The sequence below is a fragment of the Empedobacter sp. ULE_I140 genome, from assembly GCF_053482575.1.
The window spans coordinates 1,308,659-1,326,723 of sequence record NZ_JBQMTX010000001.1 but is presented as its reverse complement, the minus strand read 5'-3'; the positions used below and the strand labels follow the sequence as shown (position 1 = coordinate 1,326,723).

Annotated in this window: 17 protein-coding genes; all 17 read right to left on the bottom strand. The window is 29.8% G+C overall.

What is annotated here, in order from left to right; genetic code table 11:
* Positions 1-34: 34 nt before the first annotated feature.
* The 17 genes from ACTS9J_RS06330 to ACTS9J_RS06250 are packed head-to-tail and all read right to left on the bottom strand — an operon-like array spanning position 35 to position 18,064.
* Complete coding sequence (locus ACTS9J_RS06330) at positions 35-1,342, bottom strand: phenylacetate--CoA ligase family protein (RefSeq protein WP_280037047.1); 1,308 nt, start codon at positions 1,340-1,342, stop codon at positions 35-37.
* Positions 1,321-2,982, bottom strand: a complete 1,662-nt coding sequence (locus tag ACTS9J_RS06325) for a C45 family autoproteolytic acyltransferase/hydolase (protein WP_286495628.1) — start codon at positions 2,980-2,982, stop codon at positions 1,321-1,323. The genes ACTS9J_RS06330 and ACTS9J_RS06325 overlap by 22 nt, the downstream gene beginning before the upstream one ends.
* A complete protein-coding gene (locus ACTS9J_RS06320; protein WP_286495630.1) occupies positions 2,969-4,540 on the bottom strand; it encodes a phytoene desaturase family protein in 1,572 nt (523 codons plus the stop codon). The genes ACTS9J_RS06325 and ACTS9J_RS06320 overlap by 14 nt, the downstream gene beginning before the upstream one ends.
* Positions 4,515-8,174, bottom strand: a complete 3,660-nt coding sequence (locus ACTS9J_RS06315) for an MMPL family transporter (RefSeq protein ID WP_448353047.1) — start codon at positions 8,172-8,174, stop codon at positions 4,515-4,517. Before ACTS9J_RS06315 ends, ACTS9J_RS06320 begins: the two co-directional genes overlap by 26 nt.
* Positions 8,167-9,351 carry a DUF2062 domain-containing protein gene (locus ACTS9J_RS06310; RefSeq protein ID WP_291065371.1) on the bottom strand — a complete coding sequence of 395 codons (1,185 nt, stop codon included), beginning with the start codon at positions 9,349-9,351 and terminating at the stop codon, positions 8,167-8,169. The genes ACTS9J_RS06315 and ACTS9J_RS06310 overlap by 8 nt, the downstream gene beginning before the upstream one ends.
* Before the next feature lie 3 nt (positions 9,352-9,354).
* Entirely contained in the window at positions 9,355-9,837 is a 483-nt protein-coding gene (locus tag ACTS9J_RS06305; RefSeq protein WP_280049826.1) for a hypothetical protein, read from the bottom strand.
* Positions 9,837-10,208, bottom strand: coding sequence for a 3-hydroxyacyl-ACP dehydratase (locus ACTS9J_RS06300; protein ID WP_125350372.1), 372 nt, complete (start codon positions 10,206-10,208; stop codon positions 9,837-9,839). Before ACTS9J_RS06300 ends, ACTS9J_RS06305 begins: the two co-directional genes overlap by 1 nt.
* A 56-nt stretch (positions 10,209-10,264) precedes the next feature.
* Entirely contained in the window at positions 10,265-10,888 is a 624-nt protein-coding gene (locus ACTS9J_RS06295) for a hypothetical protein (RefSeq protein WP_125350373.1), read from the bottom strand.
* The gene (locus ACTS9J_RS06290) at positions 10,866-11,492 is read right to left on the bottom strand and encodes a LolA family protein (RefSeq protein ID WP_409410633.1); all 627 of its coding nucleotides are present in this window, start codon (positions 11,490-11,492) and stop codon (positions 10,866-10,868) included. Before ACTS9J_RS06290 ends, ACTS9J_RS06295 begins: the two co-directional genes overlap by 23 nt.
* Positions 11,482-12,255 carry a polysaccharide deacetylase family protein gene (locus ACTS9J_RS06285; protein ID WP_280051373.1) on the bottom strand — a complete coding sequence of 258 codons (774 nt, stop codon included), beginning with the start codon at positions 12,253-12,255 and terminating at the stop codon, positions 11,482-11,484. Before ACTS9J_RS06285 ends, ACTS9J_RS06290 begins: the two co-directional genes overlap by 11 nt.
* Positions 12,252-13,241 carry a beta-ketoacyl synthase chain length factor gene (locus ACTS9J_RS06280; protein WP_125350375.1) on the bottom strand — a complete coding sequence of 330 codons (990 nt, stop codon included), beginning with the start codon at positions 13,239-13,241 and terminating at the stop codon, positions 12,252-12,254. The genes ACTS9J_RS06285 and ACTS9J_RS06280 overlap by 4 nt, the downstream gene beginning before the upstream one ends.
* Positions 13,238-14,434: a beta-ketoacyl-[acyl-carrier-protein] synthase family protein gene (locus ACTS9J_RS06275; RefSeq protein WP_448353046.1), complete on the bottom strand. Its 1,197-nt coding sequence runs from the start codon at positions 14,432-14,434 to the stop codon at positions 13,238-13,240. The genes ACTS9J_RS06280 and ACTS9J_RS06275 overlap by 4 nt, the downstream gene beginning before the upstream one ends.
* Positions 14,434-14,691, bottom strand: coding sequence for a phosphopantetheine-binding protein (locus tag ACTS9J_RS06270; protein WP_019975316.1), 258 nt, complete (start codon positions 14,689-14,691; stop codon positions 14,434-14,436). Before ACTS9J_RS06270 ends, ACTS9J_RS06275 begins: the two co-directional genes overlap by 1 nt.
* Before the next feature lie 30 nt (positions 14,692-14,721).
* Positions 14,722-15,261 (bottom strand): 3-oxoacyl-ACP synthase, encoded by a 540-nt coding sequence (locus ACTS9J_RS06265; protein ID WP_448353045.1) that lies wholly within the window; start codon positions 15,259-15,261, stop codon positions 14,722-14,724.
* Positions 15,254-16,402 carry a beta-ketoacyl-[acyl-carrier-protein] synthase family protein gene (locus ACTS9J_RS06260; protein ID WP_448353044.1) on the bottom strand — a complete coding sequence of 383 codons (1,149 nt, stop codon included), beginning with the start codon at positions 16,400-16,402 and terminating at the stop codon, positions 15,254-15,256. The genes ACTS9J_RS06265 and ACTS9J_RS06260 overlap by 8 nt, the downstream gene beginning before the upstream one ends.
* Entirely contained in the window at positions 16,375-16,812 is a 438-nt protein-coding gene (locus ACTS9J_RS06255; RefSeq protein WP_221854827.1) for an acyl-CoA thioesterase, read from the bottom strand. The genes ACTS9J_RS06260 and ACTS9J_RS06255 overlap by 28 nt, the downstream gene beginning before the upstream one ends.
* Positions 16,787-18,064: an ABC transporter permease gene (locus ACTS9J_RS06250; protein ID WP_221854826.1), complete on the bottom strand. Its 1,278-nt coding sequence runs from the start codon at positions 18,062-18,064 to the stop codon at positions 16,787-16,789. The genes ACTS9J_RS06255 and ACTS9J_RS06250 overlap by 26 nt, the downstream gene beginning before the upstream one ends.
* Position 18,065 lies beyond the last annotated feature (1 nt).

Here is an 18,065-nt window from a genome sequence, read left to right as displayed (position 1 = left end):
AGTCCACTTTCAGTGGACTTTTTATTTCATATATTTAACTTTCTCTATAATCAACAAACGTAATTGGTTTTCTACTTTCTGGCTTGAAAACAATTGATTGTAATTCTTCAAAAGTTTCAAATTTTATAGAAGGCGTTACGCGTAATTTTGCTCTGAAATAATCTTTTATTTTTGCTAAAAAATCATCGGTTTCGTCTGTTGAAACTAATCGAATTAAAATTTCATCTGTTCCAAATTCGTTCGAATAAATTTCGATTAAATGTAATTTGATTTCATCAAAATGATTCAAAATATCATGTAAAGCTGGCGGATACAAGGTTGTTCCTTTGTACTTTATCATATGTTGCTTTCTACCTTCAACTGGTCCTAATCGATACGAATTACTCCCGCATTTACATTTATCGGAATGTTTGCGTACTAAATCACCTGTTTTAAAACGCAATAAAGGCATTCCTTCTATTCCTAATGTTGTAATTGTCAATTCACCTAATTCACCATCTTGTACAACTTCATTATTCTCGTCTAAAATTTCTGTGATAATCAAATCTGGCTGATGATGTCCTCCAACCGATTCATTACATTCTGTAAACGCTGTTCCCATCTCGGTTGAAGCATAAGTCGAAAAAAGTTGAATATCCCATTTCGAATTTATTTTTTGCGCCAACAAAGACGAATTCAAATCTTTATCACGCAACGACTCTCCAATACACAAAACCGATTTTACGGATGAATTTTGATAATCGATGTTATTTTTCTCTGCATAATCTAACATTTTCAATAAAAAAGATGGAACAGCAACCAAAAATTTGGGTTGATATTTTAAAATAGAATCCCATTGCAATTGCGGAACTCCAGCACCAACACGAATAACGCCCGCGCCTATTTTTCTCAAACCAAGAAAATACGCCAAACCAGCCATAAAACGACGATCAATCGTTGTCATCAATTGTACAACATCACCTTTTTGAACCCCAATTCGTTGAAAAGAATTCATTTCATTTGCTGCCAGACGATCTAAATCTTTATCCGTCAAACCAAATGTTACAGGATCACCTAAAGTTCCAGAAGTTGTTGAGTAATCAATAATTTCAGTTAATGGAACACATAAAAAATCAAAATTATATTGTTGCAAATCATTCTTCGTTGTAACAGGAATTAATTTTAAATCTTCCGTTGTTTGAATAGATTTCCAATCAATTTGATATTTTTTGAATAAATCTTGATAAAATTTGGAATGCGTCGCAAGATACTTTATCTGTTCTTGAAGTTTCTGATTTTGAAATTCTTTAATCTCTTCTAAAGATTGAAGTTCTAAGGATGTTAACGCGTTTTTCGAGAACATTTGGATAATTTTTTCTGAATTTTATTTCGGTCAGGAACTGTAGTCACCTCCTTTGTCAATGCTAATTTATAATAAAAACTCGCTTGTTGATAATCTTTCTGCTGAAAATAATAATCACCAACTTTGTCATAAACCAACCAAAAATCAGGATTATTTTGAATGTAACTTGTTAAAAAAGTTTCATCAATTTTCTTATTTTCTTTTATCAACTTACTTATTTGGTGTGTTTGTTCACGATATTTTTCATAATTAGAATAATCAGCAGATAAGACAAACTTGTCTTTTTCTATTCTCAAACTATCTACATTTAACATATAATTTGAAATAGAATCATTAAAAATTTTATTCAAATCATAAGCTGTAAACTCACCTAATTGATATGGATTTGACGAAACCCAAACCAATCGTTTATCTGGTTGAAAAACAACTGCGTGATGCGCCAATAGTTGATTCAAAGCCTTTTCATTTCCGTAACCTAATTTAGTGTTTTTCAAACCATTTGTATCACGCAATAATTCAACCATTTTAGTGGGATTTAGCTTATTTTCATTCGAAAGATGTTCTTCAATTTTTTCAAAACGATAAACCGAATGACTTTCCTCTTTTTGAATATTATTTCGCTTATCATCCAAATAAACATCACTCTGAAAATGGTTAGTACAAGCTAAATAAGGTTGATTTTGAACTTCATAAACACCAAACTTTTTAGGAGAAATTTCTATCAACACCACACGATGATCTTTTGAACTACCAATCATGATACTCTCAGAAACGAAAACCTTTTTAGTCTTTGCTATTTCAATTGCTTGATCAATCGTTGAGGCATATTGTAAAATTTCTAAAGCAACGAGAGAAATAGGCGTTTTTGCTTTAAGTGGAATAGAAGATTTTCCCGCATTTATCGTTACTGTAAGCCCTTCCAGATTCATTCCAGACGAAACACCAATCATTCCACACCAAGTCACCGACATATATGGATAACCAGAATTTGGCTTGACAAACGAAACTATTTTATTCTTCGCAAAATCATCATTTGCATAAAAGTCAAAATTTCGACCAATCAACAAACCTCCATCTTCAGATTTATTATCCAAAACAGCCAAAGATGAACAACCAACCAACATCAAATCATGCATAGCATGTCCTATATCGTGCGCCCCATGTAAAAAAAGGTTACGATTATATTTGTCTATTAACGAATCATAGTGGCTATTTGCAGACTCAGAAAGTCCATAAATTTGTGCTTTATATTCGTTGTTGACATATTTATGTAAATCTCGATTATAATATTTGAGTACTTTGAAAAGAAATTTTCTGCGCTTTTCAGAAGGAATAAAATCAGTTATCAAATTCATGAAAGATTGCTCTTGAAAAGCATATAATTCTTTCGTTAAAACACCTGTTTTTTGACCAATTTCTAACGGATCTCCCGAAACAAAAAGTTCCCAATTTTGTGTTTTATTTTTCTTAAAAAAATTATTTTCAATATAAAAAAGTGAGTCATTGATCTCATTTCTACTATATTGTTTTGATTGAAAAGTAGACAAATCAGGACGATTTTCTAAACTTTTTCTAATGCCACAAGATATAAACGTAAAAAAAATAAACGTAAAAAAGTAAATAGTTTTATTCATTCGCATTTAGTTTTATTTCACGATGAACTTTATTCATTAAATAGTCAGCACCAAGGATTTCGCAACATGTTACAAATGCACCAACCGTTACACCCAAAACTCCATGAACACGGACATTTTGACCAGTAAAAAACACATTTTTTACTTTTGATCTTGGTGAAATAAATGTTTTCATCGGATGATTACTATCTTTCAAATATCCATACATATTTCCTTTTTCAGAACCTATAAAATCGCGATAAGATAAAGGCGTAGAAGTATGAATTGAAGAAATTTTTTCTCTAATATCAGGAAATTTTTTCTCTAATTTACGAATGATTAATTCCGTTTTCTGACGTTTAAATTCTTCATATTCTTCTCCTCTATTTCCGTAATTATCATTAATATCAACATTATACGATTCTTCCCATTTTTGTACTTCATCAAACATCATATACGTCATAACCGTCATACTTTCCGAATACTCTTCATCTTTTTGATCCATACTAAATGTTGCAATGTATGTATTTGGCCAATCATTTGTAGTTTTTTCGTAGCTGTCCCACACATCATTTATCGAGTTAAAATGATAAATATTATGATTGATATAGGAAAAACTTTTTGGCTTAAAAACAATATAAATAGTAAATGCAGAAGGCGTTACTTCCAAGCTTTTGACGCGTCGAGAAAATGGTTTACCAAACTTACGCTCGCCTAACATATCTATTGTTTTTTTAATGTCAATATTCGAAATGAATAAATTACCAAAGAAACGTTTTCCTTTTGTTGTTTCACAACCAATTACTTCTTCATTCTCGTTTTGTACAAATGATTTTATTTCTTGGTATTTATAAATTTCACCTCCATATTTCTTCAGTTCTTTGATCAAAAGTTTCGCGATTTGGCTTCCTCCATTTACACATCTCCAAGCCGAATGTATATAAGAGTTAACTGAAAGCGCGTGTATGTACAAAGGCGTTTTCTCTGCTTGTCCTACATAAAGAAAATTATTTCCTACTAAAACCGCTTTCAAACGCTTATTTGTGAAAACCGAATCGATGTATTCTTTCGCATTAATCGACAAAAAATCTTCTTCATCAGCAAAAGTTCCGATATTCAAATTATACATAGGAAAAGCAGAACAAATTTCCTCTAATTTTTTGCTGTATTTGATTAAATTTTCTCTCTCTTCAGGAAAAAAAACAGCTAATTGATCAACAAAATTCTGATACGTTTGCGCAATTGGATATTCCTGAGAATCATCATCAAACGAAATCATATCAAAACCATTTTTATTCAACTGGCGCAATTTCAATTTGTCGGATATATTCAAATAACTGAAATAGTTATACAAATTTTCTCCTTTATCCAAACCTCCAACATAGTGAACACCAGTATCAAAAATTGTTTTATTTCGAACAAAAGTTTGCAAATTCCCTCCAAACTGATTGTTCTTTTCTAATACAACAACTTTCTTTCCTTCTTTTGCCAAAATAAGCGCAGAAACAAGTCCTCCCAAACCACTACCAATAACGACTACATCGTAATGAGATTCAGAATTATTTTGTGTAAATTGTGTATTCATTTGTTTCGGTTTGTTGGGCAAAACTTGTAAAAAGTGATTCGTCAATATTTCTATTCTTTAAAACAACAATTTTCTCAAATTGATTTATTGTTTCTTGATAAATATTTTCAATATCAGTAGAAATTAAAAGCGTCTTATAATCATCTATAACATCAAGATCAGAACGATATTCTAACGAACGAATTTTTGTAATGTAATTTGTTGCTGCAATCTCTCGCTTTTCTTCCTCTTTTACAAACGTTATTATTTTTCGGTTTGCTTGTTGCATCAATAATAAAAAATCAATTTGTCCAAAATCATTCGAAAAATGAACTATTTTTTCATCTTTTGTAAATGCATTATTTAATTGATGATAAACAGATTTATTCAAACTAAAATCCTTTTTTACAACTTGAATAATTTCAGATTCTTTGTACAAAAAACTTAAAAATAATTTCTGTTTCCAATAGTTTTTATCTTCATATTTATCTCGAATTTCTTGAAAATTATTTTTAAATTCCTTACTGATTCTTTTAGTTCGTTCTGAATAATTCAAACCATAGTTTTCATCATTCCAAGCAATTCTTTTACCTATTATTGAATAAATATGTCCATCAAAAATTAAAAAATCTCCTTTTGGAATAATCTCTGAATTTCCATGAATATAAATTGGTAAAATATCAAGTTTCAATTTCTCCGCCAAATAAAATGCACCTTTATGAAAACGATTAATATTATTCGTTCGAGAACGTGTTCCTTCAGGGAAAATCATCAACGAAAACTCATTCCCAATTCGAGTTTTAATCTCTTCAATATTATTTTCAACACCGTTTGAAACAGGATAAAAACCTGCCATTTTCACAGCTCGACCAAAAATCGGCGATTTATAAACCCAATCGTTCACTAAGAACACAATTTTAGGCGTACACATTCCAATCGCCAACGTATCCAAGAACGAAGTGTGATTCGCAATTATGATTGACTGTTTCTTGAAGTCTTCTTGATTTGGATTAATAATTTTCTTGACAACCGTTGGCTTTAACATCAACACAGATTTCATAAAAGTTGACATTCCCCATCCAAAAAGTTTATATTTTTTTTCTTTCGAGATTGGTAAAATAAGCATAAAAAATTGAAGGATTAAAGACGTTATTGTACCAAATAATCCAAAATAAATGAAGAAAATCCCACTTTGAATTGCCAACCACAACGTCATTGGAGATTTACCTTTTTTAGGACGATTTGAGATGAAAAATCGAAATAAAATTGGGTAGAAAATAAATGTAATCACTAGTGCCGCCACAACTCCAACTAAAGAAACTGATGCGATTGATTTCAACGCTGGATGTTTAGCAAAAATAAGTGCTCCAATTGCTAAAATTGTCGTGATAACTGCTAACAAAATCGAAGTGCGATAAGTAGGCATTTCATCTTTTCCGGTCGTATATTCTTTTTGTAAAGCACTCGTCATAAAAATACTAAAATCAACACCATGACCAAAAACCAATGTACAAACAATACTGCTAAAAATATTGAATTTAATATCAAAAAGTCCCATCAATCCAGCAGTAACCAAGCCCGATAACGCAATAGGAATCGCACTGATAATAACCAATTCTATACGTCGAAAGAAATACCACAATATTAATAAAACAGCAATAAATGAGTAATTGACAAGATTATTAAAATCTGTCACTAAATTTCCTAAAAAATTTTCGTTTAACTGTTTGCGATCAATTACAATTGTTTCTTTATTATGATATTGTTTGATGAAGTTTTCTCGGCTTTCTTCCTTTAATTTTACTAAAGTAGAAATCGTATAAAAACCTTTTTTTTGCGAAACAAATTCTTCAAAAAGCGACGGATTAAATGCTCTATAATCTTCTAAATTTAAAGGTTGATATGCTTTATCAAAAATTGAGAAAAATTGATTATAAATTTCTTTTTTGAAACCATATTTTTTTCCATCCTTGATAAATTCATTCTTTACAAAATTCACTTTATCTGAATTCCAAAAATTTTTCCAATCATATATTTTTTCTTGTTGAACAGAAATTGGTAAAATCAACGATTGAATAGAATTATAACTTAAAATCTCATCTCTATTTTCTGCTTTTTGTAACTTATTTGTTAACGCAATATTTTCATTTAATACGTCTTCTACATTGTTTCCATAATTGACAACATACAACGATTTTGAGATAGAATTAGACGATGTTTCTAACTTTTGTTCCGCTATTTTTTGATCGGTTGGAACGTAATTCAATTTGGATAAATCTTTATCAAAATTGACATTATTAAACGTAAAACAACTCACAATAATCAAAAGAACACAAGCACCAATCAATATCTTGTTATTATGAAATGAAAAGAACGCTAACTTCTCTATTATTGAAGAATTATTTTCAATCGCATCTTGTTTTGGATGATATAAATGTGGAATAATCAATAAAGAAAAAATACCAGAAACAATAACTGTTATTCCAGCAAAAATTCCTAAATCTTTCAACACATCTGATTTCACAAAAAGTAAACACAAAAATGCAATCGCTGTTGTCGTACAGCTCATGATTAACGGTTTCGTAATCTCTCTAAACAATGTTTTAGAATCGCTATTGTGCTTATAATGCGTCATGATATGCAGCGAATAATCAATTGTTATTCCTAATAAAACTGCTCCAATACTCAATGAAATTGCAGAAATTGTACCTTGAATAAAATACAAAAGTGCCAAAGCGAAGAAAAAACCAAAAACGGAAGGAATAAAAATAATTATCGGAATGTAAATTTTTCGATAGAATACAATTAAAATGATCATTAATGTAATCATCGAAATCAAAACGGTTGTTATAATATCTTGTTTAATTTGTTTTGCATTCGCAACTGCAATAAAGCTTGAACCGAAATAACTCAATGTTGATTTTCCGCTATATTCTGGATTTAAATGCTGTTGAATTTCTTCTAAACGATTAACAAATTCAGTATTATGTTCTGTTTCACTTCCTGAAAATTTAGGATTGATAAAAAGAAATAATTTCGAATGATCTTTCGTCACAATAAATCCATTGTAAACTTCGAAATCATCCGTCAAATTCTTTTCTTTTAAACGATTTAATGCAACAAAAGTCAACCCAAGCGGATCTTTCAACATAAATTCTTTTGAAACAATTCCAGTCGGTGTAATCAAACTTTTGTAATTACTTTCAACAATAGAAGCAATCGAATCTTTTAAGAGTTTTTGTTCTAACTTTTTATAATCTTCTTTCTCTAAAAAAAGTGGCAAATTTTGATGAACGAAATCAAAAGTCGAAGCAAAATTATCTAAATCATATTGACCTTGAATATCATTATAATAATTACTTAACGGCTGAACACTATCTAAAAAATCTGTTGCTTGCGCCGTCATATCATCCAACGTTCCAGCTTTATCTTTTTCGATAATCACCGCAACTTTATCCGTAAATTTTAATTGAGCAATAACCTTTGCCATTGCATCATTTTTCTCATCTTTCGGAATGATTCGCGTAATATCTTCTTCAAATTTTAGTCGATTTGAAAAAAAAACACAACCAAGTAAAAAGAGAATAAAAAATAATACACTCAACCATTTATTTGCCTTGATTTGTAAAAATATGTTGTAGAAAAATTTATGCATTCTTAATTGTCTTTTGACTGAAATAAATTAATAAAAAATAACTTACAATTCCACTAACAATACTACAAAAAGTAGCTAAAACTAAACTTCCGACAATATAACGAAGCAGATTTTTTTTGATAATTTCAAAAGAAACCAAACTCAAATCCAATTGAAAATTGTCTTGCAAAATAAATCCCCCAGTCAACAAAGAAAGATAAATAATTATCGGAATCATTGGCGGAATACTAATGTTGGAACAAAAGAAACTAATCACTTTATTAAGACGAAACATCGACGCTAAAAAAATGGATAAAAAAGTTTGAAAGCCCCAAAATGGTGCAATTCCAAGAAAAATTCCCAAAGCAATTGAAAGCGCTTTTACTTTATTGCTATCATTACTCCCTAGAATATCTTCTTTAATGAATGTTCGTATATTTTTTTTTTTGAAACTGAAGAAAAAATTTCGTGGTTTGATGTAAAAAATCGTCAAAAAAACCAGAAAAGTATTCAAAATACTAATTCTCGTAAAATCTTGAAATGGACGAAAATGTGAAACTCGTTCGTTTGGATCGTACAAAATATCAATCGGAATATTGGTCACCTCAACTCCTTTCCAAGCTGTTCGTACAATAATCTCAATTTCGAATTCGAATTTATTTGTCCAAAACTTTTTCGGAATAAATTTCAACGGATACAAACGATAACCAGATTGTGTATCATTCAGCTTAATTCCAGTCTCGAACCAAAACCAAAAGTTAGAAAACTTATTTCCAAAACTACTTTTCTTCGGAATTCCATCTTGCTCCATTTGACGACTTCCAATAATTAAAACAGGCTTATTTTTTTGATCTAATTCTGTAATAAAATTTGGAATATCATATGGAAAATGTTGACCGTCAGAATCGATTGTCAATGCATAATGGTAGCCTTTTTCTCGCGCAGTTTTAAAACCAATACGAAGTGCATTTCCTTTTCCTTTGTTCTCTGGAAGTTCAATTACAATAAACTGATTCTGATAATCTTTTAAAATTTCAGAAGTAGAATCCGTCGATCCATCATTTATAACTATAATTTGATTCGTGTAATCTAAAACTCCGTCAATCACACGCTTCAATGTTTTATGATTGTTGTAAGTCGGAATAAGTACACAAACTTTTTGTTCGTCTATTTTATGTCGAATAATCGAAAAATCCATTGATTAATTTAGTTTTTTCAGCTGTTGCGCTGTAAAAGTATTGTATTTTTTGGCGTACGATTTCACCAAAGTTTTTACTTCTTTTGGTGCAGAACTATAATTTTCGACAATAAATGTTTTATCTTCTTGTATATTTTGATTGTATTTGATAAACTTTGGAATATTCTCTTGAATAATCAATCGAATTAAACGATTTTCAACATCTTTAGAGTCTTTTTTTATCGAATTATTGATCAAAGTTGCTCCATCTGTAAAATATTGTTTCTTCGTTTCCTTATCTTTTATATACCTTGCTTTCAGAATTTTAGACGCACCTTTATATGCAATAATTGTTTGATTATCACCTGAATAATTATCTAATTTATTATACAAAATAGATACATTATTCGATGATTTTGAAGCGTTTTCAAAATCTGTTCTCAATTCGGATAAGGTTAATCCAAAGAAAAATGAAACCGATAAAAAAATAGATAATAGAGTTTTCATTAATCTAAAACTTTATAAATTGCACTAAATTTTAACGCATTTGTCGTTTCAAAAAATGAAGAATTTTTCACTTTCACTTCATTATTTTCACAAACAACATTCAAACTCAAATCCAAAATAGGATTAATAAACGGATTTATTGTCGCCATAAATTTCACATTCGAAACTTTAGACAAAAACAAATCTTTCGAAACAAAACCTTCTGTTATCTCCTTTATTATCTGCATCATGCAAACACCAGGTGTAATTGGGTTATTTGGAAAATGACCTTCGAAAACTTGATGATTTGGATTTAATTCAATTTGAACTTTAAAATTATTTTCATCAATTTTCTCAGTATTTTTAATGATATATAGATTAGGAATAAGCATTTGTAATAGTTTTGAGTTACAAATATAATCTAAAAAAAGATGATTTGTACGTTAGTTTACTCTTCCTCTAATTGTATATTTACTTTTGTAAGTGTGATACTTAAATTGAAGTGATTATGTTTGATTAAAATCTGATCAGGAAAATCTGTTTGATCTCCTGAAAATTGATTAATCGTTTTTATTTTATTCTTCTTTAAATGAACCAATTCTTTAAAATAATTTGATTCATTCTTAGCAAAAATTAAACTCACTTCTTTTGATTTTAAAATCGTTTGATCTGTCGTTTTTATATGCTCATCAACTTGAAAATCATTCTTAAAAATAGCTTGTAAATCTTCTGCAAGAGTTTTTACAACCACTTTTTTTTTCAAATCTGGCATTACATAATTCAATGTATAATCGTGGTCTGTAACTGACAAATCGAATAACGTATTCCCAAAATCAGACGTCATTACCACACGATGCGAGTTGTAACCCAATTTTTTCACAACAAAATTACCTTTCATTTCCTTTTTCATGAACGTAATCTTGAAACGATAACTATACTCTTTATCAGTTGAACTAAAATATGGGTTCAAAAACTCCCTTTCATCCTTTTGTTGTTCTTGTATATCAGCAATTTTGTAAGTCGTTCCACAAGAGGTTAAAATGAAAAAACTAAGGATTAAAAACAGACGCATTTATTGTTTTATTTAAAGATTTGTTGGTAAATAAAATTTTCGTGTAATCATCCGAAGGTTCAATTAATTTGACTTCTGTAACCGTTGATTGACCTGAATAAAACGTCAACTGAATTTCTTTGATGTACTTTTTTACATCCTTTATTTTTGGTTGTAATTTTGCAATTCGAGATTTATCAGTTTTCGCAAAAGTTATGATAAAATCGTTTGTATCAAACAAATTTCCACTTACACTTCCGACAATTAATTGATTTAATTTTTCAAATTTTTTATTTCCTTGTAAATCTACACTCGATTTTTTCCCTTCATCATTAATGTAAATTTTTCCATTGTTAAAAATCACATTATAATCAATTGGTTGTGTATAATTCCAACGCATCGCTTTAGGATTTTGCAAGTACAATTTTCCTTTCGAAACAATTGGTTTATCCAAGAAACTCATCACTTTATATTGTGTAAAATCAGCCGTCAACGTTTGTATTTTCTTAGAATCAGCTATAATATCTTTTTTGAAATTCTCAATTTCAGCATTACTCATTTTACTTTCTTGCGCAAAAATTGTCAAGTGAAAAAAAGCTAATAAAATGAAGATTTTAGTTTTCATATACATCAATTTTCAAGAGTTCATTTAATGGAACTACTTTATAATTTTCCTTTTGTAAAAATACGAATAATTGCTCTAAAACATTCGCAGTTTTGTCTGAAGTATCGTGCATCAAAATAATAGAACCAGGCTTTATTCGACCAGTAATTCGGTTCAATAATTTTTTTTCATCATTGATAACTGTATCCAAAGAACGAATATCCCAACCAATTACATTATGTTGTGTTTTATTTAAAGCCTTTGCTATATGTGGATTTGTGACACCAAAAGGTGGTCTAAAAATTTTCGTCGTAACGTTTATTTTTTCTCCAATAAGTTGATTGGTAGAAACGATTTCATCAATGATTTTTTCTGTTGAATAAAAACCATTTTTAGAAGAGTGATGAAATGTATGATTCCCTATCAAATGTCCTGATTGATGAGTTATTTCAAGAATTTCAGGATAATTTTCGATTTGTCTACCAATGCAAAAAAAAGTTGCTTTTGCACTATTTTTTTCTAAAATGGTTAAAATTCTTAGTGTAAATTCCGTCGGTCCATCATCAAAAGTAAGAGAAATTATTTTCTCTGAATGATTATTTCCTCGATGATAAGCTTTCAAAAAATAGTTAAATCGAATTTCAAAAGCTCCAAAAATTGTCAATAACAACCAAATAATAAAAGGTATAAACAAATAAAAAAAAGACAAACCTTTTGTAAAACAACCAATTGATAAACAAATTAGTATAACTACAAAAAGGATTGTGACTACTCTGAATTTCATATCGATTGAAGCAATACTAAACTCAAATCTTTACCTTTATGACCATTCACTAAAAGTACGTTTTTATAACTTTCAGCTTTTACGTCATTCTTTTTGAATTGGTTTGGTAAAGTTTGATTTTTCAATAATTCACAACCTAACACAAATCCGAAAGCAGAGGAAGTTCCAAATTCTCCAATAAAATCTTTGTATCCAAATAACTCAAGTTGATTTAAATCATTAATATTCAATAAATTTTCACCAGAAATAATCGAATCAATATCGGTTAAATCAATATGATTCAATTGAATGAATTTTAAAATTTCGGAATATAAATCTTCAAATTGATTTAAAATAGAAACATCTAAAACTTTTGTATAAGAATTTTCATTTCTTTTATTAGATAAAACACAAAAATGAGCACCTTCACTATATTTAATTCCTTGATTTTCTTCTGATTCAATCTCACCAATTAATTGTAACAACTGATATGTTCTTTCTCCAATTTCATCAATTCCACCAACCAAAACGTTATTTACTTCTTGATTTTCAACTTGTAAAAAACCATCTAGAAGTGCATTTTCAAACGAATTAAAACCATTTGTATACGTGAAATTATACGCATTACAACCAAGATGCAAAGCAATTTGAGAACCAACTGTATTGTGCGTAGATTGAATAAAAGCTGTTGGCGTCAAAAACTCTTCTTTGTTTTGAATAATATTTGTCAAAAACTTCTCAGAATCAACCAAACAACCCAAAGCAGTTCCAGTAATTATTGCTTCTGGTTGTTTAATTCCTGCCTCATTCAATGCTTTTAGAGAAGAATAAATTCCCATTTTTACACCAGAAGCCATTCTACGACTCATCGCAGGAGAAATAATATCTTTTAACGAAGGCGATTTTGCCTTAGTAATAGAAGCTTCTAAAGGAAGAAAATCATCAGTTATTTTATCTATAAATCGCACATTTACAAAGCCTAATCCGTTTACAAATACTTCTTTCATGATTTAGAAAAAATTAAAGTTGAACAATTTCCTCCAAAACCAAACGAATTTGATAACACATATTCAATATCTTTCTTTTCCAATTTTGTGGTCGGAAAGATATTCAACTCTTCAATCGGAGATTGAAAATTAAGATTTGGATAAACAAGATTATGTTGAATACTCAACAAACTGAATACCGCTTCTACACTCGCTGCAGCAGCCAACGTATGACCTGTAAATGGTTTTGTAGAACTAAAATTAGGGACATTTTCTCGGAAAATTCTCTTCAAAGCTCGACCTTCTGTTATATCATTATTGTTTGTTGCAGTTCCATGAACATTAATATAATCGATTTCTGAAGGCTGAATAATAGAAGTTTCGAACGCTTTTTTCATCGCCAAATACGCTCCTTCTCCATTTTCAGACGAAGCTGTTTGATGAAATGCATCATTAGCATTTCCAGCACCAACTAAATAACCAAGAACTTTTTTATTTGACTTTTGAACTGATTCTTCTGATTCTAAAACTAAATAAGCTGCTGCTTCACCAAGATTTAGACCTTTTCGATTTTCATCAAATGGTTGATTAAACTCATCACTCAAAATCATCAAACTTTTGAATCCATTAATGGTAAATTTTGACAAAGCATCCGTTCCGCCAACAATCACTCTATCTAATTTTCCTGAATTAATCAAGCGCGCTCCATACATAATCGCATTCGCAGCCGAAGAACAAGCCGTACTAATTGTAGAAACAAAGCCTTTCAAACCAATTTCATTTGCAATTTGATTGGAAGAAGCGCCCGCATCGTGACTCGAAATATACTTTTGTTTCTCGGGCAGGTTTTCATAATCCAAAAAATAATTTTCCGTCATATCCATTCCTCCCACACTTGTCGAAGAAATCAGTCCTGTTCTGACTTCATTTACGTTTTCGATTCCTGCATTTTTCAGAGCTTCTTTCACAGCTATTAGTCCTAACATCGCTGTTCGAGAGAAATTATTCTCTGAAGATAAGTTTAAAAAAGTTGCTAATTCATCATTCGATAATTTAATTTCACCTACAAAAATTTCATTTTTATGAATAGAATCAAAATTTTCAAGGCGTGATAAACCATGCTTTTGATGAATTAATGAATCGAAATTCTCTTCGACATTTTTACCTATTGCCGAAATAATTCCCATTCCTGTTATTGCAACTTTTTTATGCATTATTTTGTTCTATTTTTCTCAATATAGTCTGCCATTACTTCTACCGATTGAAAGATCGTTTTTCCTTCTTTTGGATCAGTAATTTTGATTCCATATTCTTTATCCAATAAAACAATCAACTCCAAAGCATCGATTGAATCTAATCCCAAACCGTCACCAAATAAAGGATCATCATTTTTGATATCCTCTACTGATACATCTTCAAGGTTTAAAATTTCGATAATTTTTACTTTTAAGTCGTTAATTAAATTTTCCATAGTATTTTTTATTGTAAACTAATATTGTTTTTAATCTATTAAATACATTTTCGCTTCGTAATCACCTTGTAAATAATCTACCCAAGCCAAAACAACTTTCTTTGCTTTGTTTTTTAGAATTAAATAATTCGCATACTTTTTTAATTGTTCTTCATTAAAATTTTTCGAAATAAAAAAAGCATTTTCGGTCTTCAATCCATGACGAATACTCACTTCGCCCAAACAAATATTTGCTAATGTGTAGACAAAAACAGCAGGACTTGGAAAAATTTCATCAGCAGATTGAATACTTTGTTGATGTTTCAAATCAGATTCTAAACTCGAATTTCGATTTGCAAAAACCAATGCAATATCTTGATTTTCATTTAAAGTATTCTCATCTTTCAACAAAATTTCGGCAGCTAAAAAAGCTAATTTACTTTGATAATCCATTTTATAAAATTTTGGATAATCAATTTCGAAAGATTTGAAGAAATTTTTCGAAAATATACCAAAATCTCCTGAAGAATCTTCAAAATGAAGTTCATCATTCAACCAAACTTGTTCGTTTTTAATCTCAACTTTAGTCATTCTGAACTTTTTTTAGAATAATTACAGCATTACTTCCTCCAAAACCAGATGAAGTTTTCAAGATAATATTGACTTCTTTTTGAAGATTTTCATTCAAAATATTTAATGGAACTGAAGTTCCTATTTCACTAAAATTATGACTTTTCAAAACTAAATTTTCTTCAGCTTGCTTCATCGCAATAATTAATTCCAACAATCCAGAAGCGCCCAATGTATGTCCATAAAAAGCTTTTAAACTATTTGTCGGAGTTTTATCCATTTGTAAACGATTAAAAGCAATTGCTTCCATTTCATCGTTATACAATGTCGCCGTTCCATGTGCCGAAATATAATCAATTTCATTTGATGAAATATTGGCTTCTTTCATCGCGACTTCTATACTCAAGACCAAACCTTCACCCGTTCGAGATGGTCCAGAAATATGATTTGCATCGTTAATTGAAGATTCACCCAAAATCTGAAAACTATTTTCTTCTTGACTTTTTGAAAGATAAACACAAGCCGCAGCTTCGCCTAAATTAACACCTTTTCTATCTTTGTCAAATGGTTTACATAATTCAAAATCCATTGCTTGAAAAGAATTGAAACCTGTCAAAACAAAATCTGTCAACTCATCCAAAGCCAAAACATATGCATCATCAAACTCATCAATTTCAATGAAACGTTTTGCAACATTAACTGCTAAAACTCCAGAAACACAAGCATTTGAAATGATAATTGGTTCAGTTTTAAATCCAAAATAATCTGCAATTTTCTTTGCAAAATTTGGAATTGAAGCTTTTTCTAAAGAATCAGAAAGTTGATCAATATTTCCTTTTGTAGCTGAAAGTACAAAAGCAGTTCGTTGTGAAATTTTTGATTTTTCAATAATAGATTGAAGAGCTGAAATACCAATTATTTCTAATCGCGTATAATGTTGATTATCTTTTAGTTCATTTTTTAAATTTAAGAAAATTTCATTCTCAATTTTCCCAGCATAAAAATTCTTTAAATGACCAAATGAATCAATTTTAGAAACAGCCGAATTTCCTTTCAACAATTCATTCCAATTGGTTTCAATTGAATTTCCGAAAGGCGTTAAAATATTTGCACGATTAATGTAAACTTTTTCCATTACAACAATCCTACTTTTTTCTTCCATTCTTCAAAAAATGGTGGCAATGTTAACATTAAATCTCCTTCGTTGTCTAAAAAAACTTGAGTCGTTTCTCCAATACAAACCAATTTTTCATCTTGATTGAAAATCTTGAATCTGTATATCATTTTAGCAGCCAAAGTATCTTCAAAAGTTGTTTCTACTCTACATTTATCGCCATATTTCAATGGAAATTTATGTTCACAAACCGACTTAATGATTGGTGTTACAAATCCGCTTTTTTGAATATCCAAATAACTAATCCCAAAATGACGTCCAAAAGCTTCCCTTCCATCTTCAAAATACGTAATATAATTCCCATGCCACACGATTCCCAACGGATCGGTTTCATTGAATCGTACTGCGAAATTGGAATTATGTACTAATGTTTTAATCTTCTCTTCTGAACTTATCATAATATATAGCGGCAAACAAGGTAATAATATAGAACAAAGTTAACAAAATAATATTCGGAACAATCTGAAGAAAAGATTGATTTCGCAGAATTAAACTATAATAGCCATCGAGTGCCCAATTCATCGGTGATATTTTCGCAAAATGTTGCATAAAATCTGACATCGCAAAAACTGGAATCCAAACACCACCAATTGCAGCTAAAATAACGACTAAAGTCGCTCCAAAAGGTGCAGATTGTTCTTGGGTTTTCGCAATTGTACCTATTAAAAGTCCTAATCCAATTGCTGCCAAAGAAGCAAATATAGTTAATCCGTAAATAGAAAATAATATGCCATCCGTTTTGAAACCTGGTAAATCAATCAATGGAAAGACTAATTTAGCGACACATAAAATCATTGTAAATTGCAATAAACTTATGATTAAATACGTGATGGTTTTTCCGATAATTTGAACAGAATAAGGCATTGGACTTGTTAATAGTCGAATATGTGTGCCTAAACTTTTTTCTTTTACAATGTTGATAGAAAGCGGAACAACAATAAAAAATATCGCAAATAATGTCCATGCAGGCACATTATGTTGTGTAACATTTGGTTTCAAAACTGATTTAGAATCTTCAGGAACAATCTCTTGAAAATGAATAAACTTCTCATTTTGAAATCCTAAATCATTTGATCCCATCTCTTGTTGAAATGCTTTGTAAATACTTTTATTCTCAGTATCTGTAATTAATTTATCCAAAACATTCGACACATTTTCTTTGAAAGCCAATGAAGTTGCAGGATCAAAGTATAATTTAATCGTTTTTGGATTGACTTGTTGATTATATTTAACTTGCGTGCTATCAAAAGCAAATTCGTTCAGAATTTTCTCAACATTTTGATTGATTTTATAATTCAAATCCTTTGATAATTTCGCTGGAATTACAATTCCAACTTGGTATTTTCCTTTAAAAACTTCAGTTTTCAGTTCATCTTCCGTTAATTTTTTCCCATTTAATTCAGTTACAATTTTTAAATTTCCTGAATGTGAAATATGTTTTTTTACAATCGCAGAAATACTACCTTGATCATGATCAATAAATAGAACAGGAATACTTGCTTCAGCAAAAGAATCATAGGTACTTTTCTGAATTTTAGTCACCGTAATAACCAAAATCAAAGGCATAATAAAAAGAATCACCAATCCGCCAATATCACGAATAAGTAATAAAATTTCTTTCTTTATACATGCTAAAAGTTGGCTCAACATA